The 22,406-nt window shown below is 68.9% G+C and carries 16 protein-coding genes; 5 read left to right on the top strand and 11 right to left on the bottom strand.

The window, feature by feature from the left end; all coding sequences use genetic code 11:
* Nucleotides 1-28: 28 nt before the first annotated feature.
* From ABI214_RS10710 to ABI214_RS10685, 6 genes are all read right to left on the bottom strand, one after another.
* The gene (locus tag ABI214_RS10710) at nucleotides 29-388 is read right to left on the bottom strand and encodes a cupin domain-containing protein (protein ID WP_348609965.1); all 360 of its coding nucleotides are present in this window, start codon (nucleotides 386-388) and stop codon (nucleotides 29-31) included.
* Nucleotides 389-480: 92 nt separating this feature from the next.
* Nucleotides 481-999, bottom strand: a complete 519-nt coding sequence (locus ABI214_RS10705; protein ID WP_348609962.1) for an Lrp/AsnC family transcriptional regulator — start codon at nucleotides 997-999, stop codon at nucleotides 481-483.
* A gap of 27 nt (nucleotides 1,000-1,026) precedes the next feature.
* On the bottom strand, nucleotides 1,027-2,424 hold the full coding sequence (locus ABI214_RS10700; RefSeq protein ID WP_348609959.1) for an NAD(P)/FAD-dependent oxidoreductase: 1,398 nt from the start codon (nucleotides 2,422-2,424) through the stop codon (nucleotides 1,027-1,029).
* 38 nt (nucleotides 2,425-2,462) lie between these two features.
* The gene (locus tag ABI214_RS10695) at nucleotides 2,463-3,923 is read right to left on the bottom strand and encodes an aldehyde dehydrogenase family protein (RefSeq protein WP_348609956.1); all 1,461 of its coding nucleotides are present in this window, start codon (nucleotides 3,921-3,923) and stop codon (nucleotides 2,463-2,465) included.
* 144 nt (nucleotides 3,924-4,067) lie between these two features.
* Nucleotides 4,068-4,211 carry a hypothetical protein gene (locus ABI214_RS10690; RefSeq protein WP_348609953.1) on the bottom strand — a complete coding sequence of 48 codons (144 nt, stop codon included), beginning with the start codon at nucleotides 4,209-4,211 and terminating at the stop codon, nucleotides 4,068-4,070.
* 23 nt (nucleotides 4,212-4,234) lie between these two features.
* Complete coding sequence (locus tag ABI214_RS10685) at nucleotides 4,235-5,638, bottom strand: flavin monoamine oxidase family protein (protein ID WP_348609950.1); 1,404 nt, start codon at nucleotides 5,636-5,638, stop codon at nucleotides 4,235-4,237.
* Between the two features lie 440 nt (nucleotides 5,639-6,078).
* Between ABI214_RS10685 and ABI214_RS10680 the strand changes: the two genes are divergently transcribed.
* Entirely contained in the window at nucleotides 6,079-7,494 is a 1,416-nt protein-coding gene (locus tag ABI214_RS10680; protein ID WP_348609948.1) for an APC family permease, read from the top strand.
* Nucleotides 7,494-7,874: a DMT family transporter gene (locus ABI214_RS10675; protein ID WP_348609946.1), complete on the top strand. Its 381-nt coding sequence runs from the start codon at nucleotides 7,494-7,496 to the stop codon at nucleotides 7,872-7,874. The genes ABI214_RS10680 and ABI214_RS10675 overlap by 1 nt, the downstream gene beginning before the upstream one ends.
* Before the next feature lie 74 nt (nucleotides 7,875-7,948).
* On the opposite strand, the gene ABI214_RS10670 is transcribed toward ABI214_RS10675, so the two are convergent.
* A complete protein-coding gene (locus ABI214_RS10670) occupies nucleotides 7,949-9,589 on the bottom strand; it encodes a PucR family transcriptional regulator (protein ID WP_348609943.1) in 1,641 nt (546 codons plus the stop codon).
* A gap of 126 nt (nucleotides 9,590-9,715) precedes the next feature.
* Between ABI214_RS10670 and ABI214_RS10665 the strand changes: the two genes are divergently transcribed.
* Both ABI214_RS10665 and ABI214_RS10660 read left to right on the top strand, forming a co-directional pair.
* Complete coding sequence (locus ABI214_RS10665) at nucleotides 9,716-11,227, top strand: CoA-acylating methylmalonate-semialdehyde dehydrogenase (RefSeq protein WP_348609940.1); 1,512 nt, start codon at nucleotides 9,716-9,718, stop codon at nucleotides 11,225-11,227.
* Between the two features lie 21 nt (nucleotides 11,228-11,248).
* Nucleotides 11,249-12,640, top strand: coding sequence for an aspartate aminotransferase family protein (locus tag ABI214_RS10660; RefSeq protein WP_348609937.1), 1,392 nt, complete (start codon nucleotides 11,249-11,251; stop codon nucleotides 12,638-12,640).
* Between the two features lie 438 nt (nucleotides 12,641-13,078).
* On the opposite strand, the gene ABI214_RS10655 is transcribed toward ABI214_RS10660, so the two are convergent.
* Both ABI214_RS10655 and gabT read right to left on the bottom strand, forming a co-directional pair.
* Nucleotides 13,079-14,536: an NAD-dependent succinate-semialdehyde dehydrogenase gene (locus ABI214_RS10655; RefSeq protein ID WP_348609935.1), complete on the bottom strand. Its 1,458-nt coding sequence runs from the start codon at nucleotides 14,534-14,536 to the stop codon at nucleotides 13,079-13,081.
* Between the two features lie 53 nt (nucleotides 14,537-14,589).
* Nucleotides 14,590-15,939 (bottom strand): 4-aminobutyrate--2-oxoglutarate transaminase, encoded by a 1,350-nt coding sequence (gene gabT, locus ABI214_RS10650; RefSeq protein WP_348609932.1) that lies wholly within the window; start codon nucleotides 15,937-15,939, stop codon nucleotides 14,590-14,592.
* Nucleotides 15,940-16,080: 141 nt separating this feature from the next.
* Here gabT and ABI214_RS10645 point away from each other — a divergent pair, with 141 nt between their 5' ends.
* Nucleotides 16,081-17,607, top strand: a complete 1,527-nt coding sequence (locus ABI214_RS10645) for a PucR family transcriptional regulator (protein WP_348609929.1) — start codon at nucleotides 16,081-16,083, stop codon at nucleotides 17,605-17,607.
* 57 nt (nucleotides 17,608-17,664) lie between these two features.
* Here ABI214_RS10645 and ABI214_RS10640 read toward each other — a convergent pair whose 3' ends face one another.
* Both ABI214_RS10640 and ABI214_RS10635 read right to left on the bottom strand, forming a co-directional pair.
* Nucleotides 17,665-20,595 (bottom strand): NAD-glutamate dehydrogenase domain-containing protein, encoded by a 2,931-nt coding sequence (locus tag ABI214_RS10640; protein ID WP_348609926.1) that lies wholly within the window; start codon nucleotides 20,593-20,595, stop codon nucleotides 17,665-17,667.
* Nucleotides 20,596-21,703: 1,108 nt separating this feature from the next.
* Entirely contained in the window at nucleotides 21,704-22,162 is a 459-nt protein-coding gene (locus ABI214_RS10635) for a MarR family winged helix-turn-helix transcriptional regulator (protein WP_348609923.1), read from the bottom strand.
* Nucleotides 22,163-22,406: the final 244 nt, after the last annotated feature.

Below are 22,406 nucleotides of genomic sequence, written 5' to 3'. Positions count from 1 at the left end.
TCGTCGTCGGAGCCTGGGCGCCGGGTCGTCAGGAGATGTAGATCTTGCGGAGCGTCTCGCGCACCGTCCACACGGTGCGCTGTCCGGCACGCAGGCGGACGAGGATGCCGGGGCGGAGCTCGACTGCGGGAGAACCGTCCTCGAATTCGAGCAGGCCCTGACCGTCGACGACGAAGAACACCTCGTCCACCTCGACGTCGCGCGAGGTTCCGGGAGAGTGCTCCCAGACGCCGACCGTCGTCCCCGGCAGTGAGGTCAGGGCCCGGTGGGCGGTCGTGGGTGATCCGTGGACGACGAGGTCGTCCGGTAGCGCACGGTGATCGAGGGTCGCTGCGGTGACGTCGACGCTGTTCTCGTCCGCTCCGGGCAGGGGATGTGTGGAAGTCATTGCTGGGCCTGTCGAGTCGATGTTTCGATGGTTGAGGTCGGACCCGATCACGGCGCTGCGCCGGCGCGGGGAAGGTGCGCCGGCGCCGCTGGTCACTCGTCGGGCTCGACCGATGCGTTCTCCGCAGAGACGACCTCGTGGAGCATCGGCGGGTTGCCGACTCCCCAGCCGTACGCCAACTTCCCCACTTCGAGGACGAAGAACGACTCCGTGGAGAGCACGCCGTCGATGGCGTGCAGCTGGTCGTGCATCAGGCGGGTGAAGTCCTCGGTGTCCTTGCAGATCACCTCGACGATGACGTCGTACCGCCCGGACGTGACGATCACGTAGCTGGTCTGGGGCAGTGCCGCCACCGCCTGGCACACCGAGCGTGCGGTGCCCGCGCGGGTGTGGATGCCGACGATCGCCATGCGGTCGAAGCCGATTCGCATCGGGTTGGCGATCCCGACGATCTGCAGGATCCCGGCGTCCTCGAGTCGCTGCACGCGGTATCGCGCCGACGACGGGGGAATGTCGAGCTCCTCTGCGATCTGCCGGTACGGGAGTCGACCGTCCTTCTGCAGGAGCTCGATGATCCGTGCGTCGATCGCGTCGATGCTCGGTGTGTTCAAGGTGTCCTCCGAACCGGTTCGGTGCGACTAGGAATCGAATCCCAGTCCGATGCTGTCGAGGAGTCGCAACCACAGGTTGCGGCGACCGTGGTCGTCCTCCCGGGCCAGCGACCATCTGGTTGCCTGGACACCAAAGTAACGCACCGGTTCCGGGGGAAACGGCACCGCCGGCCGCCGAATCATCGCCAGTTCCGTGCGCTCCGTCCGGCGTCCCGCCAGACGGTCGAGCATCACCTGTGCGCCGAAGCGGGTCGCGGTGACGCCCAGGCCGGTGAAACCCGTGGCGTACGCGACGCGTCCGCCGTACGCCGAGCCGGCGGTGAGGCAGAACCGCGTCGACGAGTCGATCATGCCGCCCCACCCGTGGGTGAACCGCACGTGGGCCAGCTGGGGATACGTCGCGGCGAAGTTCGCCGCGAGCCGCGCGTAGGTCTCCGGTCGGTCGAGCAGTTCTTCGTCGCGTCGGGAGCCGTAGTGGTAGATCGCGTCGTAGCCGCCCCACAGGATCCGGTTGTCCGCGGTCTTGCGGTAGTAGTGGAACTGGTTGCCGGCGTCGGTGAGACCGAAGTCCTGCGTCCACCCGATGGACTCGAGGTCGGCGTCGCTCAGCGGCTCGGTGACGAGCGCGTAGTCGTAGACCGGGATGGTCGTGTTCGTGAGGCGGCGCAGTAGTGGCTCGAAGGCGTTGGTGGCCAGTGCAACTCGCTTCGCCTCGACCCGGCCGCGCGGTGTGGTCGCGGCGATGCGCTCGCCGGACGTCTTGCCGATCGACGTGACCGCGGTGTTCTCGTGGATCTCGATGCCGAGGTCGAGGCATGCCTGCCGCAGGCCGAGCACGAGCTTGTACGGATCGACCAGCGCGTAGTCGGGCAGGTACAGGCCGCCGACGTAGACGGGCGACGCGGTCCAGTCGCCGACCTCCGACGGCGGGATGAACCGCGACGTCTCGCCGTAGCGCCCACTCATCTCGGAGTAGGCGCGCAGACCCTCGAGTTCCCAGGTGGTCCGGGCGAAGCTGACCTTGCCCGGCCGTCGGTAGTCGGCGTCGATGGCGTAGCGCTCGAGGGACTCCTCGATTCCGGCGAGATTGTCGAGCCCCATCCGGTGCATGGCCGCGGCCTCGTTCGGCCAGCGGTTCACGCCGTTCATGAGGCCGTGAGTGATGCTCGGGGAGCAGAAGCCGCCGTTGCGGCCGCTTGCGGCGTGCCCGATGGTGTGGCCCTCGAGGAGCACCACGCGCAGATCGGGTTCCGATTCCTTGGCCATGAGCGCGGTCCACAGGCCGGTATAGCCTCCGCCCACCACCAGCAGGTCGGCGGACAGCGTCGTCGCGAGCGCCGGGCGCGGCGTCGGGGCCGGCGTCACGTCGAACCAGTACGGGGAGCGGTGCACCCCGTCGATCGTCGACGGGCTGGTGGTGGGCATGCGGAGACCTTTCATTGGAAGAGCGTGTTCGTCGCGAGTCAGCGGCCCAGGTGCATGACACCGGTGCGCAGGTCGGACATGTCGATCAGCGTGTGCTTGCCGCCGATCCGGCCCCACCCGGTGCCCTTGCCGCCCGCGCCGCCGAACGGCATGTTGATGTCCCAGAATCCGGTGCTGTCGTTGACGATCACCTGTCCGGTCTCCACCTCCTCGACGAATCGGTAAGCCTTGGTGAGGCTTTCGGTGAAGACCGCAGCCTGGAGGCCGAGCGCGTCGCTGTTGGCCAGGCGGAGAAGTTCGTCGTCGTCGCGGCCCGTGATGATCGGCACGACCGGGCCGAACGACTCCTCCTTGCTGAGGAGGCTGTCGGGGGTGACGCCGTCGACGACCGTGAAGTCGTAGTACAGGTCGGTCGGGAATCCCTCGCGGCGGCCGCCGCCGACCAGGACGTCGAAGCCGCGCTCGCGGGCGTCGGCCAGGTGCCGGTCCATCTTCGCGGCGACACCCTCGTTGTTGAGCGGACCGAGGTTGACCGCGGAGTCGAACGGATCGCCGAGCTTGACCGAGCCGGAGTACGCGACGAGTGCCTCGACGAATGCGTCGTGCACGTCGGCGTGCACCAGTGCGCGCTCGGTGGCGCAGCAGACCTGACCCGCGCAGTAGTACGCGGCGTCGGCGGCCGCCTTGGCCGCGGCCTCGACGTTGGCGTCGGCGAGCACGATGAGCGGGCCGTTGCCCGAGCACTCCATGATGGACCGCTTCAGGCCGGCGGTCGCCTGGATCTTCGCGCCGGTCTGCGACGAACCGATGAAGCCGATGGCGTCGATGCCCGGATGCGAGACCAGGTCGGCACCGAAGTTGCCCTCTCCCGGAAGGATGTTCACGAGACCGGCCGGCAGGCCTGCCGCCTCGAACGCCTCCATCGCGGCCAGCACGGTCAGCGAGGTGTGGGTCGGCGGCTTGACGACGTGGGCGTTGCCGGTCGCCAGGCCCGGAGCGACGAACTCGGTGAGCATCAGCAGCGGGAAGTTCCAGGGCGTGATGATGCCCCAGACGCCGACCGGCCGGTAGAAGGTCCACATCCGCTTCTGCGGATCGTTCGAGGGCAGGGTTTCGCCGTGCAGGCGGACCGCGTCCTCGGCGTGCAGGTGGAACAGCTGCGCGGCCTCGGTCACGTCGGCGATGGACTCGGCGAGGGGCTTGCCCTGCTCGAGGGTCTGCAGGCGGGCCAGGAAGTCGATCCGCTTCTCGAGTTCGTCGCCGATGCGGTGGCAGATCTCGGCGCGCTGCCACACGCCCACCTTGCGCCACTCGGCCTGGGCCCGATGGGCGGCGTCGACGGCCTTGTCGAGGTCCGCGGTGGAGGGGACCGGGATGGTGCCGATGTGGCCACCGGTGACCGGGCTGATCACCTCGACGGACTCGCCGGTGCTGCCGTCGGTGTACGCGCCGTCCACGTAGAGCTGCTGGCGCGGGGCGGTCGGGATGGATGTCGTCATGAGAAACCCTCTTGGTGTGGGTAGGGCTGCCGATGCCCTCGGTGGCTGTGCTGGGGATCACTCGTTCCGTGCGAGTGTGGCCACGATAACGGCAATCGTGGCCCATGTCACCCCCTATGGGCAGAATTTGAGCTTAGAAACTGTTCAATGAGCAGAAGTTGTGTCAGATTTTGGCTCAAGTCGTTCGCCGGTCAACGCTTCGATCACCAGCGCGAGATCGTGCGACGACAGGTCGTCCCCGGATCGATCGGAGTGCCGGGCTGCCGGTGGATGGCGCTGCATCGCCATGGCGCGCGGTCCTTTCCGGGGGCTCACAGCGCCCCCAGGGCTGCGGTACCGGCGGTGCGGCCCGAGTCGAGGGACGAGCTGACGGTGCTGGTGACCATGCCCGCCCAGAACACGGTCCGCTGAATGGGGTCGTACAACCCCTCGCGGCGCGAGGTCGGCCCCGGGTAGGCGCCCCGCGCGAACTCGTCGAGGGACCAGTCGTAGGTCGACGTGGCCACAGTTGTCAGCCCCGCGTCGCCGGCCATCGATCGGACCGCCTCCAGCGACTGGGCGAGGCGCTCGGCCTCCGTCGCCGCCAGCAGTTCCCGGGCCTCGTCTCCGGTCGCCCAGGCGACGACGACCTGCCCCGCGTAGCCGGGCGCCGCGGCCGACCCGTTCCACAACGTCGGCGGGTTGACCAGGTAATCCTCTGCGAGGTCCCATCCGTCCGGCAGAACCGGAGCGGAGAACTCCAGCAGGCCCTTGTAGACGGGAAGGTAGACCACCTCGGAGATCCGGGAACGCTGCGTCGAAGGTAGCGGCGGGTCGAACGCGATCGACTCCTGTTGCAGCACGCCTGCGGGCAGTGCGATCACGAGCTTGCGGGCGGTGAACCGGGTGCCGTTCGCCAGCACCTCCACGCCGTGACGAGAGTGAGCGACGCGGGCGACCTCGTGATTCGTCCGCACGTCGATTCCCTCGGCGAGAATCCGGACGACCTGGTCGTAGCCGCCGATCACGCGGAAATCCCCGTACCCGTCACTCGGGATCGGCCCGCTGTCCGGGGCCGTCAGCGCGGTCTCGAGTGCCTCGACCACGTCCTCGGCGGGAAGCTTGTCGGACTGCTCGCTGTCCACCTCGATGACCAGGAAGGCGAGCGGGTAGTTCGCCCGAGAGATGCCCAGCCGCCCGAGGTACTGCTCTGCGGTCTCGCCGGGGTTCGGGGCCGGGAGCGGTGTCGGTACGCCCGGCTTTCCCTGCGGGAAGTTGTAGAACTGCCAGGTGTCCTGGTCGACCCACGGCGTGGACGGATCGAATCGGGACATCTTGGTCCCCCACCGATGTGTCGAGATGTTCGCCGGGCCGACGATGTCCCAGGTGGACACGTCGGCACCGTGGATGAGTTCGGCGCCCCGCTCGACCGGGATGCCCATGGTCGTGCGGTCCGTCCAGAGCCGGCCGCCGATCCGATCGCGGGCCTCGAGGACGATCACCGATCTGCCTGCGTCGGCGACCGTGCGCGCCGCGCCCAGGCCGGACACGCCGGCGCCGAGGACGATCACGTCCGCGTGATTCGAGTCGGGGGATCCGAGCGATCCGACCGATCCCGTCTGTGCCCGGGCCTGCGGGGTGCCGGCGAAGAGGAGCGCCGAGAGGCCGACGGCGCCGCCGTAGCCGAGCAGGCGGCGCCGCGTCAGTTGGATGTCTGGACCGTTGACTGGATTCACCTGGGTTTCTCCTGCGACGCGTGTCGTGTGATGTGGCGCTGCCAACGCCGTGGATGTGGTGCAGGTCACTCGTTCCGTCGAGTGCGGTCACGATATCGACTCGGCGAGCCCCTGTCACGCCGATGAGCAGAAATCACCGCCGATGTTTGTCATTTGAGCAACATCCTGAGCGGTTTCGTTTCTGCATCGTCAATGTTGGCGAGATGGTTCCGCGCAACCTCACGCGGCGCGGGCAGGTCTCCTCCGGCACCCGTCGGGGCTTGTCATCGCTCGCGGCGTGATCCATACTTCGTCCGCCGCATCGACGTCGTCGGGGTCCGCATTCCGGGGTCGATGGGTTCGATCCCCTTGCCGCGGGGGTCGATTCCGCACTGTTCCGTCCGAGTCACCGTCATATCCGGGTGCCCCCGTGGCGCCCCCCAACGGGACTTAGGAATGCCATGGCCGAAACAACGTCCACCGAACAGACCTCCACCGAACTGCACAAGACGATGCGCTGGTACGACGGCTTCGCGATGTCGCTGACGATGCCGGCCGCGCTGATCGCCTCGCTCGGCGCCTCGATCGTCGGCCTCGGCGGATGGGGCGCAGTGCTCCTGTGGAGCGTCTCGATGCTCCTCGCGACCGGGGCGAACTGGATCTACACCGAACTCGCCGCGATGTTCCCGGAGTCGTCGGGCGGTATCGCGGCTTACGCCGCCGAGGCGTGGAAGAAGCGTGCGCCGATCGTCGGACCGCTCGCCGCCGTCGGGTACTGGTTCCCGTGGACCACATCGTTGTCCGTCTACGCCGGCATCATCGGCGCCCTCGTCCAATCGCAGTGGTTCCCGGATCAGGACTGGTCGTGGGAGCTGGGACCGATCGAGCTGAACTTCCCGATCGTGGTCGGCCTCAGTGTGATCGGAATTCTCTACCTGCTCAACGTCGTCGGCGTCCGCATCACCATGACGTTCGTGTACATCACGGGCGGCATCCTGCTCATCCCGCTCGCGGTGTTCATCGTCGGACCGCTGCTGGCCAACGGCTTCGACGTCTCCGCGCTCACCTGGAACCTGCACGGCGTCGAAGGGCTGCGCACCGCGCTGGTGTGGCTGTACGTGATGGCGTGGACGTCGTTCGGCGTCGAGGTCTGCGCGACGTTCGCACCGGAGTACCGCAACACCGTCTCCGACACGGCCAAGGCCCTCAAGGCGGGCGTCCTGTTCTCGCTCGGCGTCTTCGTGCTGCTGCCGCTCATCCTGACGGGGTACGTCGGCGAGGGCGTGATTGCCGACGCGCCCACCACGTTCTACGTCGAGGCCTTCCAGAACCTGGTCGGCGGCGCGGCCGACGTCATGGTGCTGTTCCTGATCTGCTCGCTGCTGCTGATCATGGTGACCGGTCTCGCCGACGGCTCGCGCGTTCTCTACAACATGGGCAAGGAGGGGACGAGTCTGCGGCAGTTCGGTGTGCTGAACAAGAGGGGCGTTCCCGTCCGGGCGCTCACCGTGGCGCTGGTGGTCAACGTCCTGGTCCTGACCGTGCTCAAGACGCCGCTCGCGATCATCGTCACGGGCAACCTGGGCTACATCCTGACCCACATCTTCGCGCTGTCGGGCTTCTTCCTGCTGCGCAAGGACCGCCCCGACCTGGCCCGTCCGATTCGTCTGCCGGCGATGTTCGTTCCGCTGTCGCTGGTGCTCTCGGCAGTGCTCGCCGTCATTCTCGTCGTGGGCGCCACGGGATTCGAGGTCACGGGGTACGGCGGCTTCAAGGAGCTGTCGGTGGCGTTCGGCGTACTGGCGGCTGCGGTCGTGCTGTGGCTCTACCGGCGTAAGGTTCAGGACCGTCGATCCGTTCCCGAACAGGTGGGGTGATGAGCGCTTACGGACTCCTGGCCGGCGCAATCGCGTGTGAGATCGTTGCGACGCTGTCCCTCAAGGCCGCCGACGGTTTCAGCCGGCTGCTGCCGTCGGTGATCGTCGTGATCGGCTACGCCACGGCGTTCGCTCTGCTCGGCTTCGCTCTCCAGCGCGGTCTGGATGTCGGCGTCGGCTACGCCATCTGGTCCGCGGTCGGAACGACGGCGGTGGCGGTCCTGGGAGTTCTGCTGTTCCGGGAGTCGTTGTCCGTCACGGCAATCGGGGGTATCGCACTGATCATCGCCGGTGTCGTGCTGATCGAACTGGGCAACCGTGCGACGACGGGATCGCCGGAGCAACCGGATCCCGCGGCCGCGGTCGTGCACGACCACTGACGGCCGGAAGACGACAGGCCCCCGGTACCCGAACGATCGGGTGCCGGGGGCCTCGTCGTGTCCCCGTCGGTCACTCAGGTCCCGGGCGCTGCCCCCGCCTCCTCCGCGGGCGCGCTCGAATGACTGTCGAGGATCAGCACGGCCGTGTGCAGCGACGTCCGGGACTCGGCGTCGTCCAGGTCCACTCCGAGGAGACGTTCGACGGTCGCGAGCTTGGCGTACAGCGTGGGGCGCGAGATCCGCATCCGCTTGGCGAGTTCGGCCTTGTTGCCGCCGAGTTCGAGGTAGGCGCGCAGGAGGTCCAGCAGGTCGTCGCCGTGCCGTGCCCGGTGCTCGAGCAGGCCGCGCAGTTCGGCTTCGGCGAAGGCCTGCACACGCTGATCCGTGCGGATGAGCGCGATCAGCCCGCGCAACCGGATGTCCGCGGAGCGGTGGCAGAACCTGCCGTCCCGCGGCAACGACTGTGCCACGTCGGCGATGTGGGCCGATTCGGTGAGACCGCGCGCGGCGTCCAGCAGCCGGGTCGAGTCCGGGCCGACGCCGACGGTGCAGCGCACGACGCCGTCGATCCGCCCGAGCGCGGCGTGGATCTCGGCGCACAGCGGCTGCAGGGCGTCGGGTCCGGAACCGCCCGGGGGCTGTGAGATCAGCAGGTCGAACCAGCCGGCCCGCGGATTGGTGGTGAGCGCCGTCAACCGCGACGTCCGCACGGCGTGACGGATGGCGTCGAGCATGCGGACCCGTCGCCGCTGCGTGAAAACCTGGTCGGCGCTGGGGGTCTCAGCAACGCGAATGGTGAGCGGCAGGTATGTCAGCGCGGGTCGCAACCCGAGGGCGTGTGCGCGGGCGGTCGCCTCGGCCTCGTCCTGGATGCGACCGCGGCGCAGCTCGTCGATGAGGCCGCTCTGGGCCTGCTGTTGGAGGGCGGTGCCCTCACGCTCCGCCATGCGCCCCAGCGCGAGTGCCTGGGCGGCGCGTTCGATGGTCATGCGGGTTCGGGTGTCGTTGCCGGTCGGGCGGGGGACGACGAGCCGGCCCCATTCCTGCCGGTGGGCGCCCACCGGTGTGGTGATCCAGGATTCCGGTCCGCCGATCCCCGTCTCGCGCGCGACCGGCGTCAGCCGCGACCGGCGTTCCCAGTCCGACAGCAGTTCCGCGGTCTCGAGGCCCTGCGATGCGAAGGCGAGGACCTGCCGCGCCAGATCCTCGAGGACGATCGGTGCTCCGAGTATCGCCGCTGCGGCTTCGACGATCTCGCCGGGCGACGCCCGCTTCATGCTCAGGTCGGTGAACGCCTCGTGGGTGTTGCGGGCGAACGCCACCTCGGCATACTGGTCGGCCACGATCGAGCGGTGCACCTCCTCGGTGACCTCGACGAACCGGACCTCCCGGTGGAGGGCCACCACCGGCAGCCCGAGCCGGTCCGCGGCCTCGGCCGCCTCCGGCGGGATCGCGTCGACGTGCAGTCCGAGTTCGACGACGAGGCCGGTCGCCCCGGCGGCGGCCAGGCCCTCCAGGTAACCCACAGGATCATCGGTGAGGGCGTGTCCCGTCGTCAGGACGAGCTCGCCGCCCTGGAGCAGGTTCGACAGGTCCCGCAGATCGCTCACGTGCACCCACCGGACCCGGCGGTCGAGGGTGCCGCCGCCGATCACCTCCGGCTCGCCGTGCTGGAGGACCGGGAGGGCGAGGATCTCGCGGACGGTCGGCTGCATTTGACGAAGTGTAAATCAGAAGTCCGATCCTTTTACACAGTGCAGCCCTGCGGTGGTGGGGCGGACGGCCAGAGTTGAGGCACTACGCGTGATCGCGCGTGTCGATCGACTCAGTTAAGGACTCCCATGACCCACAGTGACGGCGCGGCACGGACGATCGCGCACTGGTCCGACGGCAAGGGCTTTGCCGGAACGAGCGGCAACACCGCCCCCGTCACCAACCCGGCGACCGGCGCGGTCACCGGCCAGGTCGCACTGGCGAGTGTCGAGGACGCCCGGACGGTGATCGCGGCGGCGTCGGCGGCGTTCCCGGCGTGGCGGGACAGCTCGCTGGCCAAGCGCACCGCTGTGCTGTTCAAGTTCCGCGAACTGCTCAACGAGCGCAAGCAGGAACTGGCCGATATCATCACGGCCGAGCACGGCAAGGTGCTCTCCGACGCGCTCGGTGAAGTGTCGCGCGGTCAGGAGGTCGTCGAATTCGCCTGCGGCATCGCGCATCTGCTCAAGGGCGGCATGACCGAGAACGCGTCGACGTCCGTCGACGTCGCCTCGATCCGGCAGCCGGTCGGCCCGGTCGCGATCATCTCCCCGTTCAACTTCCCGGCCATGGTCCCGATGTGGTTCTTCCCGGTCGCCGTCGCGACCGGCAACACGGTCGTCCTCAAGCCGTCCGAGAAGGATCCGACGGCGTCGATCTGGATGGCGGAGCTGTGGGCCGAGGCCGGCCTGCCCGCAGGCGTGTTCAACGTGCTGCAGGGCGACAAGACCGCGGTCGACGAGTTGCTCACCTCCCCGGACATCAAGGCGATCTCGTTCGTCGGTTCGACGCCGATCGCCCAGTACGTGTACGCCACCGGCACCGCCCACGGCAAGCGGGTCCAGGCGCTGGGCGGCGCGAAGAACCACGCCATCGTGCTCCCCGACGCGGACCTCGATCTGGCCGCGGACGCCATGGTGAACGCCGGTTTCGGGTCCGCAGGTGAGCGCTGCATGGCGATCTCCGTGATGGTTGCGGTCGGCGACATCGCGGACGAGTTGGTCGACAAGATCGCCGAGCGCACCCGGGCGCTCAAGACCGGCGACGGGACGCGCGACGCGGACATGGGCCCGCTGGTGACCAAGGCCCACCGAGACCGTGTCGCGTCGTACGTCGACGCGGGCGAGGCCGCCGGCGCCACCGTCGTGGTGGACGGGCGCGGCATCGAGGCGGACGGGGGAGCGGACGGCTTCTGGCTCGGGCCCACCATGCTCGACCACGTCACCCCGGACATGAGTGTCTACACCGACGAGATCTTCGGCCCCGTGCTGTCGGTCGTCCGCGTGGAGTCCTACGACGAGGCGCTCGCGCTGGTGAACTCGAACCCGTTCGGCAACGGCACCGCGATCTTCACCAACGACGGTGGGGCGGCGCGCCGCTTCCAGAACGAGGTGGAGGTCGGCATGGTCGGCATCAACGTCCCGATCCCGGTTCCGATGGCCTACTACAGCTTCGGTGGGTGGAAGAGCTCGCTGTTCGGTGACACCCACGCCCACGGCACCGAGGGCGTCCACTTCTTCACCCGCGGCAAGGTCGTCACGACCCGCTGGCTCGACCCCAGCCACGGCGGCATCAACCTCGGCTTCCCCCAGAACAACTGAGTCGGACAAGGAGCACCGGACATGACGACGACAACCGACCGGGCCGTCATCCTGCCGACCGGGCAGGATCTCGACGCCGCCCGCGCCGACGGTGAGCGCGCCTACACCCTCGATCGGGCGCACGTGTTCCACTCGTGGTCCGCGCAGGCGCAGATCACGCCGATGACGATCCTTGCCGCCGAGGGCTCGTACGTGTGGGACGGCGCGGGAAATCGCCTGCTGGACTTCTCGTCCCAGCTGGTCAACACCAACATCGGGCATCAGCATCCGAGGGTCGTCGAGGCGGTGCAGCGACAGGCGGCGAAGCTGTGCACCATCGCCCCGCAGCACGTCAACGACGCGCGCTCGGAGGCCGCCCGGTTGATCGCCGGGCGCACCCCGGGCGACCTGGACAAGGTGTTCTTCACCAACGGCGGCGCCGACGCCAACGAGCACGCGGTGCGGATGGCACGCCTGCATACCGGTCGCTACAAGGTGCTGTCGCGGTACCGCTCGTATCACGGCGGTACCGACACGGCCATCAACCTCACCGGCGATCCCCGTCGGTGGCCCAACGACCACGGCAACAGCGGCGTCGTGCATTTCGACGGTCCGTTCCTCTACCGTTCGGCGTTCCACTCGGAGAACGAGGAGCAGGAGACCGAGCGCGCCCTCGAGCACCTCGACCGACTCGTCCGGCTCGAGGGTCCGGGCACGATCGCGGCGATCGTCCTCGAGTCGGTCCCCGGTACGGCCGGCATCATGGTCCCGCCGCCCGGGTACATGGCCGGGGTCCGGGAGATCTGCGACCGCTACGGGATCGTCTTCATCGCGGACGAGGTGATGGCCGGGTTCGGTCGTACCGGAAAGTGGTTCGCCATCGATCATTTCGACGTGGTGCCGGACCTGATCACCTTCGCCAAGGGCGTCAACTCGGGATACGTCCCGCTCGGTGGCGTCGCGATCAGTGCAAAGATCGCCGCCACGTTCGACGACCGCGCCTACCCCGGCGGCCTCACCTACTCGGGCCACCCGCTGGCGACGGCCGCCGCGGTCGCCACGATCGAGGCGATGGAGGACGAAGGCATCGTCGACAACGCCGCGCGGATCGGCGCCGAGGTCCTCGGCCCCGGCCTGCGGGCGCTCGCGGAGCGGCATCCGTCGATCGGGCAGGTGCGCGGGCTCGGTGTGTTCTGGGCGATCGAACTGGTCGCCGACCGCGCCACGAGGGAGCCCCTCGCACCGTACGGCGGGTCGAGCCCGGCGATGAACGAGGTGATCGCCGCGTGCAAGTCCGGTGGGCTGCTGCCGTTCGCGAACTTCAACCGGATCCACGCCGTGCCGCCGTGCACCGTCACCGAGGCCGAGGCGCGCGAGGGCCTGGCGATCCTCGATGCGGCGTTCGAGGTGGCAGACAGTCACACCGGCCGGTGATGCGACCGATCCGCCCCAGGGAGCCTGGCGTTCCCCGGGGCGGATCGACGTCTCCGGGTCCTCGAACATCGGACCCGTTGCGAGCTAGTCGAACTCGTCACCGGCCTTCGTGGTCTCCCGGCGTCACCGGACGCCCGGGCCGTTCGTGGGAGGGAGGGACTGGACACGGGACGGTCGTGAACGAACAGCCCGTCGGGCTGTCGCAGGAGAAGTTCTACACCAATCGATGACTAAGGAGTATTTCCATGGGTTCCACTGCTACTGAGCTCGGTCAGGTCGGCGCTGTCGCCGGACTCATCTCGGCCATTGCCGCTGTCGTCGGCGCTGTCGCCGGCGCGGCGACGCTGTTCCTGTAGTCCAGCCACTGCACGACGAAGCCGGTGGCTCCGCTCACCCCTTTCGGGGATCGCGGGGCCACCGGCTTTCGTTGTTCTGGGGTCAGGCCGTGAACCCGATGTACTTGGTGTCGAGGTACTCGTCGATGCCCTCGACGCCGCCCTCGCTGCCGAGCCCGGACTGCTTGACGCCGCCGAAAGGAGCGGCGACGTCGGAGACGACGCCGCGGTTGACGCCCACCATGCCCGACTCGAGCGCGTCGGCCACCCGCAGCGCCCGGTCGAGGTTCTGCGTGAAAATGTATGCAGCGAGACCATATTCGGTGTCATTGGCCGCGGCGATCGCCTCCTCTTCGGTGTCGAACCCGGTGATCGCGGCGACCGGGCCGAAGATCTCGTCGCGGACGATGCGCGAGTCGGCCGGCACCTGGTCGAGGACGGTCGGCTCGAAGAAGAAGCCGGGGCCGTCCACGGTCCGGCCGCCGGTGCGCACCCGGGCGCCCGCCGCGACCGCCTCGTCGACGAGTGCCGCCACGCTCGCGCGCTGCTTGGCGCTCACGAGCGGCCCGACGTCGACGCCGGGCTCGTGTCCGGGGCCGAGCTTCAGCGCGGCGATCCGCTCGGTGAGCCTCGCGGTGAACTCCTCACGGACCGAGTTGGCCACCATGATTCGGTTCGCGGCGGTGCACGCCTCGCCGCCGTTGCGCATCTTGGCGGCCATCGCCCCGTCGAGCGCCGCGTCCAGATCCGCGTCGTCGAACACGACGAACGGTGCGTTGCCGCCCAGCTCCATCGACGTGCGCAGGACGTTGCGGGCGGCCTGCTCGATGAGGATGCGGCCAACGGGGGTGGAACCGGTGAAGGTGACCTTGCGCAGGCGGGGATCGGCGAGCAGCGGCCCGGACACCGCGGCGGCGTCCGACGTCGGCAGCACCGAGACGACTCCGGCCGGCAGGCCCGCCTCGGCGAGGATCTGCGCGAACGCGAGCATCGTCAGCGGCGTCTCCGCGGCGGGTTTGACGATCATGGTGCAGCCCGCGGCGAGTGCGGGGCCGATCTTGCGGGTTCCCATGGCCAGGGGGAAGTTCCACGGGGTGATCGCGAGGCACGGGCCCACCGGCACCTTGTTCACGAGGATGCGCCCGGCGCCGCCCGGAGACCTCGTCGAGCGGCCCTGGATGCGGACGGCCTCCTCGCTGAACCAGCGCAGGAACTCGGCGCCGTACGCGACTTCGCTGCGGCTCTCCGGCAGGGCCTTGCCCATCTCGGCCGTCATCAGCAGCGCCAGGTCCTCGGTCCGTTCGACCACGAGCTCCCACGCCCTGCGGAGGATGATCGAGCGTTCGCGGGGCGAGGTGGCGGCCCACTCCGCCTGCACGCGGCATGCCGCGTCGAGCGCCCGGATCGCGTCGTCGGCACCGGCGTCGGCCACCGTGGTCAGGACCTCACCGGTCGCGGGATCGAGCACCGGGAACGTCCCGCCGCCGACCGGCGCGGTGGACTCGCCGTCGATCCACAGCCCGGTCGGGATGCGGGAGACGAGGGTGGAGACATCAATCATCGTTCTGCTTCCAGTAGATTCCGGATGTGTTGATCGTCAATGGCTTTCGGTGATCACGAGGCGGCGCGGACGGCGCCCTCGATCACGTCGAGCGCATCGGCGAGGAGATCGTCTCCGATGACGAGCGGCGGCAGCAGGCGCACCACGTTGCCGTAGGTTCCGCAGGTCAGCAGGATGACGCCCTGCTCGAGCGCGCGGGCGACAACCGCGCGGGTCAGCTCGGCGTCCGGCTCGGTCGTGCCCGGGACCACGAACTCCATCGCGAGCATCGCGCCGCGGCCGCGGACGTCGCCGATCGCCGGAATCTCCTCTGCCAGAGCGCGGAGACGGGTCGTCACGACCTCCTCGATGTGACGCGCCCGCGCGGGAAGGTCGAGCTCGCGCATGGTCTCGATCGTGGCGAGCGCGGCAGCGCACGCGATCGGATTGCCACCGTAGGTGCCGCCGAGGCCGCCGGCGTGCACCTTGTCGAGCAGCTCTGCCCGGCCGGTGATCGCGGACAGCGGGAGGCCGCCGGCGATGCCCTTGGCCATCGCGATGATGTCGGGCACCACCAGTTCGTGGTCGCACGCGAACCACGAGCCCGTGCGCGCGAAGCCGGTCTGGACCTCGTCGGCGATGAAGACGACGCCGTTGGCGCGTGCCCACGACGCGAGGGTCGGGAGGAATCCCGGTGCGGGGACGATGAACCCGCCTTCGCCCTGGATCGGCTCGATGATGATCGCGGCCAGCGAGTCCGCACCGATCTGCTTCTCGATCTGGGTGATCGCGCGCTGCGCCGCCTCCTTGCCCGTCAGGCCGCTGTCGTCGCGGAACGGGTACGACATCGGCATCCGGTACACCTCGGGGGCGAACGGGCCGAAGTTGGTCTTGTACGGCATCGACTTGGCCGTGAGCGCCATCGTCAGGTTGGTGCGGCCGTGGTAGGCGTGGTCGAACGCGACGACGGCGGTGCGGCCGGTCGCCAGGCGCGCGACCTTGATCGCGTTCTCCACTGCCTCGGCGCCGGAGTTGAACAGCACGGTGCGCTTGTCGTGGTCGCCCGGCGTCAGCGCCGCAAGTTCCTCGGCGACCTGCACGTATCCCTCGTACGGGGTGACCATGAAGCACGTGTGGGTGAAGCGTCCGGCCTGGTCGCGCACCGCATCGACGACGGCGGGATGCGACGCGCCCACGTTGGTGACCGCGATGCCCGCGCCGAGGTCGATCAGCGAGTTCCCGTCGACGTCGACGATCACGCCGCCGTCGGCGTCGGCCGCGTAGACGGGCACGCTGGACCCGACCCCGGCCGCGACACTGGCGCGGCGACGCTCGGTGAGGGCCCGCGAGTTCGGGCCGGGCAGTTCGGTGACCAGGTTGCGCTTCTGCGGAAGCCGGAAGGCGGTGTTTTCGCTGGCGTTCATATCGTGGAGGACCCCTGTCGTGAAGAGCTGTCACGTCCAGTCTGGTTCGCCGTGGTGCGCGGGGCACCTGCCAGAATGGAGCGGGGTGCCGTAGTTGATTCGCCGTTTCGGCCCGCATGGCGGGCCAGGTCAGGAGTTGAGATGGGCGTGACCGTCCGGTGGGTGCTGGCGCAGCCGGAGCTGGCCCTCCGTCTGCGCGGTGGGGCCTTGGGCCTCGACCGGGACATCGAGTTCGCCATCACCACCGAGCTGTCGGACCCGTCGCCGTGGCTCTCGGGTGGCGAACTGCTGCTGACCACGGGTCTGGGGGTGCCGACGGCCGCGGTCGGGTACCGGGACTACCTGAGTCGCCTGTTCGACGCCGGGGTCGCGGCGGTCGGATTCGGAGTCGGCCTCACCCACGCCGAGATCCCCGCGGAGCTCGTCGCGGCGGCCGACGAGACCGGGCTGCCGCTGCTGGAGGTGCCGCTGCCCACCCCGTTCGCCGCGGTCACGAAGCGGGTGATGGACAGCCTGGCCGAGCAGCGGTACGACGAGCTGCTGCGTGCCTCCCGCGCGCAGCCGCGGATGACGCGGGCCGTGGTCCAGGGCGGCGCGCGTGCGATCGTGCGTGAACTGGCGACCGCAACCGGTGCCACGGTGCTGCTGCTCGACCGCCGCGGTCGGCTCCTCGAGCGGCACCCTGCGGACGTCGACAGCGACACCGTCGCGGAGGTGTCGGGCCTGATCGACTCGGTGTCGGAGGCGGCGTCGAGCATTGTCGCCCAGGCGCATTCGGGCCAGTCGATGACGGTGCAGCGGATCGGGCTGGGAAACAGTCTCCACGGCTGCCTCGCGGTGGTGAGTCCGAAACCGCTCGGCTCCGTCGATCAGGTTCTGCTGGGCCATGCCAACTCGCTGCTGGCGCTGGACTTCGAGAAGCCGGTGCGACTGCGGGCTGCGCAGAACCAGCTGAACACCCAGATCCTGGGGCTGTTGCTGTCGGAGGACATCGATCTCGAGCCGGCCCGTGAGCAACTCGCCCCGGCCGCCGACGACCGCGGCGTCATCCGCGCCCTGGCCGCGGTCTGCGCGTCACCGGCGGACGCCGAGGCGGTCGCGGCGGCCATCGAGTCGGCCATGAACGAGGTCGGCCGGCCGCTCTTCCTGCGCCGGACGGAGGGCCGGGTGACGGTCCTCCTCCGTGGAACCGACGACGGCACGTTCGCGCGCACACTGCTCGCCGGTGCAGCAGAGAGCGTCCGGCGGTCCACCCGCGTCGGACTGAGCGGGCGCCTGCCGGTCGCGCGCTTCGTCGACGCGATCGACCAGGCTCGCCTGGCGGCATCGGCGGCCGGGGCGGGAACGGCAGCCCTCGAGTTCTCGGCACTGACCGGTAGTGCCCTGCTCACGTTCGACTCCACCCGCCAGGTGCTCTGCAGCATCGCCGACACGACGATCACGCCGCTCGCCGACCACGATCGCGACCAGGGCACGGACCTGGTCGCGTCGCTGCGGGCATTCCTCGAGGCGAACGGTCACTGGGAGTCGGCGGCGAATGCGCTTGGCGTGCACCGCCACACCCTCAGGAGCAGGATCGCCAAGATCGAGTCGCTGCTGGACTGCAGGCTCGACGTCGCCCGGGTGCGCGCGGAACTGCTCCTCGCGATCATCGCCTCGCAGGCGTAGTGCCCGGAACGGGTCGTTCCGGGCACTACGCGGGGGAGCGTGCGGACGGGTGCGGTGCTACCGCGTCACCGCGGCCAGTGTCGTCGCCAGTTCCGCGTTGATCGTGCAGGCCCGCGCGAGGTCGACGCCGCCGTCGGCCTGCGCCTCGACAACGATCCGGTGCAGCCTGGTCAGCACCGGATCGTGGTGTGCGCGCCACCGTCCCAGCCGCGCGTCGGTCGGGTCGTCGTCACCCGCGTGCGCCACGGCGGACCCGACCAGTGCGTGCAGTCGCGCGCACATCTCGTCGCGCAGCGCCGCTGCGGCCAGGGCATCCCAGTAGGACGCGCGCGGCCACTGCTCCAGACGGTCGACGGCGCGGAACACGCCCAGTTCGTCTCCCAGGTCCAGGTACGTCTCGGCCACCTCGGCGACTGGAATCCCCAGTGCCAGAGCAGTGTCCGCGAACGGAAGGGCCTCGCCGAGGAGCGTCGACGAGGTTCCGGCGATCGTCCCGTCGGCATGCATGGGCGAGTCGTCGTCGAGCAGGTGACGAACCGCCTCCCGGTACCGTCGGACCTCCGACTGGGGATCGAGCGGCAGCGGGCGGTTGCGCAGCAGCCAGGCGCAGGCGCGCTCGATCAGCGTCTGGACCGCGTGCAGTGGACCCCACGAGCGGCGGTCGGCCGGGTCGACGACGGCGAGCGCCCGATCCCACATCGCATCCACGTCGAACAGTTCTGCAATCACCGCGTACGCCAGCGCGACCTGCGGCGTGCTCACGCCGAGCCGCTCCTCGAGCCGGTAGATCAGGCCCGGCCCGACGTGGTTGATCAGCTGGTCCGCGATCTGCGTGGCGATGATCTCCCTGCTCAGCCGGTGCTCGCGGACATGTCCGGGGAACCGGTCGCGCAGCGACGGCGGGAAGTAGTCGACCAGGAGGTGAGCGTAGATCGGCTCGTCCGGAACGCTGGAGCCGAGCAGGTCGTCGCGCACCGCGTTCTTCGAATGTGCCAGCAGCGTGGCGATTTCGGGTCGCGTCAGTCCTAGACCGGCCTCGGTCCGCAGCACCAGTTCCTGCTTGCTCGGCAGGACGGCGCGAGTGCGGTCCAGCCCGCTGACCGTCTCGAGGTTGACGATCAGTCGCTCGTGTCGCCCGAGCAGCGACGCCGCGTGAGACTCCGCGAGGCTGATGGCCAGTGTCTGGCTCGCGCAGTCGCCCAGCACCGCGGCTGCGACGTGGTCGGTGCACTCGGCCAGCAGCGCGTTGCGGGCGTCCCGGGTGAGCTCGCCCGCGGCCACCGCGCCGTCCAGCGCGATCTTGAGGTTGACCTCCCGGTCGGACGTCGCCACCCCGGCAGCGTTGTCGATGAAGTCCGCATTGATGCGACCGCCGCCGAGGGCGAACTCGATCCGCGCCCGCTGGGTGAAGCCCAGGTTGCCGCCTTCACCCACCACTCGGCACCGCATGTCGGCGGCATCGACGCGGACCGCGTCGTTCGCGGGATCGGCTGCATCCGTGTCCGTTTCGGCCGACGCCTTCACATAGGTACCGACGCCGCCGTTCCACAGCAGATCCACCGGTGCACGGAGGATCGCGCGGATCAGCTCGCCCGGCGCGAGCGCCTCGACGTCCACGCCGAGCCGTTCCCGCACGGCCGGGGACAGCGGCACCTGCTTGGCCGAGCGGGGCCAGACGCCGCCGCCCTCGGAGATGGCGTCGCGCGGGTAGTCGTCCCAACTCGACCCCGGGGCGTCGAACAGGGTGCGGCGGTGCCCGAACGAGGCGTCGGGATCGGGGTCGGGGTCCAGGAAGATGTGGCGGTGGTCGAAGGCCGCCACCAGCCTGATGGTGCGCGAGAGCAGCATCCCGTTGCCGAACACGTCGCCGGACATGTCGCCGATGCCGACGACGCTCACGGCGTCGGCCTGGCTGTCCACGCCCAGCTCGGCGAAGTGCCGACGAACCGACAGCCACGCCCCACGGGCCGTGATGCCCATCGCCTTGTGGTCGTAGCCCCGCGACCCGCCCGACGCGAAGGCGTCACCGAGCCAGAAGTCGTACTCGGCGGCAACGGCATTCGCGACGTCGGAGAATCGCGCGGTGCCCTTGTCGGCGGCGACCACCAGGTAGGGGTCGGCGTCGTCGTGCACGACGGTGTCCGCCGGCGCGACGACGACGCCGTCGACCAGGTTGTCGGTGACGTCCAGTAGTCCGCGGATGAACGTCGCGTACCCGGCGGCGGGTTCGACGCCGTCGAGCAGGACGTAGGCACCCTTGGCCCCGGTCGGGACGATCGGCGAGTTCTTCACGGTTTGCGTGGTCATCAGCCCCAGCACCTCGGTGCGGTAGCTCTCGGGGCGGTCCGACCAGCGCAGTCCGCCGCGCGCCACCGCGCCCGCCCGGACGTGGACGCCCTCGACACCCCCGCCGCGGACGAAGATCTCGCGGTGCGGAACGATGCCGCCCGGCTGCGCCAGCCGTGACGGGTCCAGCTTGAACGAGGCGTAGGCCTTAGCGGTGCCGTCCGCCGCGCGCTGGTACCAGTTGGTGCGCAGGACGGCCGTCACGAAACTCGACAGCGCGCGCAGGATCCGGTCCTCGTCGAGGGTCGCGGCGTCCTCGACGAGCGTGCTCAGGCGGGTCTGGAGCTCGGCGGTCCGGCCATCGCGATCGGGGAGCGCCGGGTCGAACCGGGCGTGGAAGAGCGACACCACAGTGTTGGTGAAGGTGTTGTGCCGCAACAGGGTATCGATGAGGAAGGCGTCGGAGAATCCGAGGCCCACCTGCTGGAGGTAGCGGACCATGCATCGGACCAGCGCGACGTCGCGCCACGAGAGGCCGGCGACGGGGGTGAGCATGCAGAACCGGTCGATCTCGAGACCCTCGGCGACCGCGGTCTCGAACGCGTCGACGAGCAGGGCGCCGGCGTCCTCCGCCCACGCCCGCGCGGGTGGGCCGAAGCGGAATCGATCGGCTCGTGTTCTTCGATGCGCAGGCCGAAGCACTCGAAGTCCCTGGCGACGTCGGCCAGCGGGGGACGGGCGCCGGGCCACACCACGACCGCGTCCAGCGTGTCGGTGTGATGGGCGGTGTCAGCGGGGGAGACGAACTCCATCCGGGGCCTGGCCCGGGGATCGGCGTCGTCGGCGTCTGTGGTCGAGGGGAGCGTCATTGATCCCAAGCGGTTGGTCATTGAACACCTGTTCGGTCAGCGGCTGTTGGATTCGTCGGATCCGACCGGTCTGAGTGTTCCTTGCCCACCGGCTTCCTCGGCTGGACACTTCGGCGTATCCGTCGCGGCGGAAACGCCGAAATGCACATGGGCGCATGGGCCGAACGAGGGTTATGCCGACAGCTGAGAGCGATGACGTCACCTCGACGGTGCGGGACGTCGGGTCAGCGGGTGAGCGCCTCGAACGACCAACGCGTGGTCATACCGAGGGGATGACGTTGTTGATCCCGCAGGGGTTGTTCTCGCTTGTCTGGAACGTCGCCACTGGCGTTCCAGACTGATCGAGCACGGTGAACTCGTCGAAGGTGAAGACGAACAACTAGTCGCCTCCCGGCCCACAGCGATGGCCGGGATCGGTTGAACCGGGGAGTGAAAGGATGGTCGTCCGGACATCAACGTCAACGGTGACAACCGATGATGGCGGTACTGGTTCGATACCCTTCTCTGTGCTCGAGTAGTGACAGCGCCGAAGGGTCACACCCGGGGACGGATCCTGCTTGTAAGCCCGGAGCCATTCGTTTCCGTACAGCTCATCAGCCTGCTTCGCCACTGCATCGCATTCGTCTGTGCCTGCGGTCGCGGTGACCGGTGCCACCGATTCGACTCCGCTCGCGGAGGGTTCAGCGTTTGAGTCCCCTGAAGTGCAACCGGCGAGGATCAACGGGGAAAGCCCGGCCATGATGATCTGACAAAGTAGGCACTTTAATCCGTTGCGGCGCAGTGCTATCAGACTTCCGCTGTCTTACCCACCTGGCGGTCAGAGCTGATAGGGGCGCTGCTGCTTTCGAGGTCCTCCACCGTGCCATGGGGCGCAGCCTAGCCAGCTGAAGACTCGTGTCTGGGCGTTTCGCATGATCATCAGTCCGCTGAGCTGAATCTACCTATTGCTCCGGAGAGCCGGAGTGTGCTGCCGTGTACAGGCTGGCCGCGATTCTGGTGAGATGGTCGCGATCCTTTGCGCTTATGGCCGAGAACATTTGGGCTTCGACGCGGTCAAGTGCGTGATCGCCTTCGGCGAGCTTGCCTCGGCCGGTATCGGTGATCGTGACGATCTGACGGCGCCTGTCGTTCGGGTCCCGCTCGCGGATGACGTGTCCGTTGTTCTGGAGCCCGTCGAGGTACGCGACGATATCGCCTTGGTCCACGACGACCCTGCTCGCAAGCTCCTTCTGGTGGCATGGCCCGAGCTCTTCGAGCGTGCTCAGTATTGCGTGATGGTTCGGGAGAAGGCCGACGTCCGCGAGTGCGTCTGCGTAAACCTGCCGGACCCTCAGCGCTGCACGGACGAAGACGAAACCGGGCCGGCGCGACAGACTGGGAGCGTAGTCGGGCGAACTCATGGACCAACTATAGGGCTCCCTAATGATTGCATTTTCCAACGATCGGGTGAGTGCTGCCGGCATTGGTGGCGCCGAGCGGATGCGTAGCCGTGAGCGGCCCGAGCCCTAACCTCAGGCCGGCCTCTGTGCGGAGTGAACGGGCAGGGGCACCTCAAAGAGTCAATACATGGCATTGCCAATGGTTGGTATTGCCATGTATCTTCGCTCGTGTCGGACTACGGACGGTGGTGGGGGACTTGTCAAA

Source organism: Prescottella soli (assembly GCF_040024445.1).
GTDB classification, from domain to species: domain Bacteria; phylum Actinomycetota; class Actinomycetes; order Mycobacteriales; family Mycobacteriaceae; genus Prescottella; species Prescottella soli.
The sequence above is the reverse complement of the archived record's forward strand: the minus strand, read 5'-3'. Positions and strand labels throughout refer to the sequence as shown.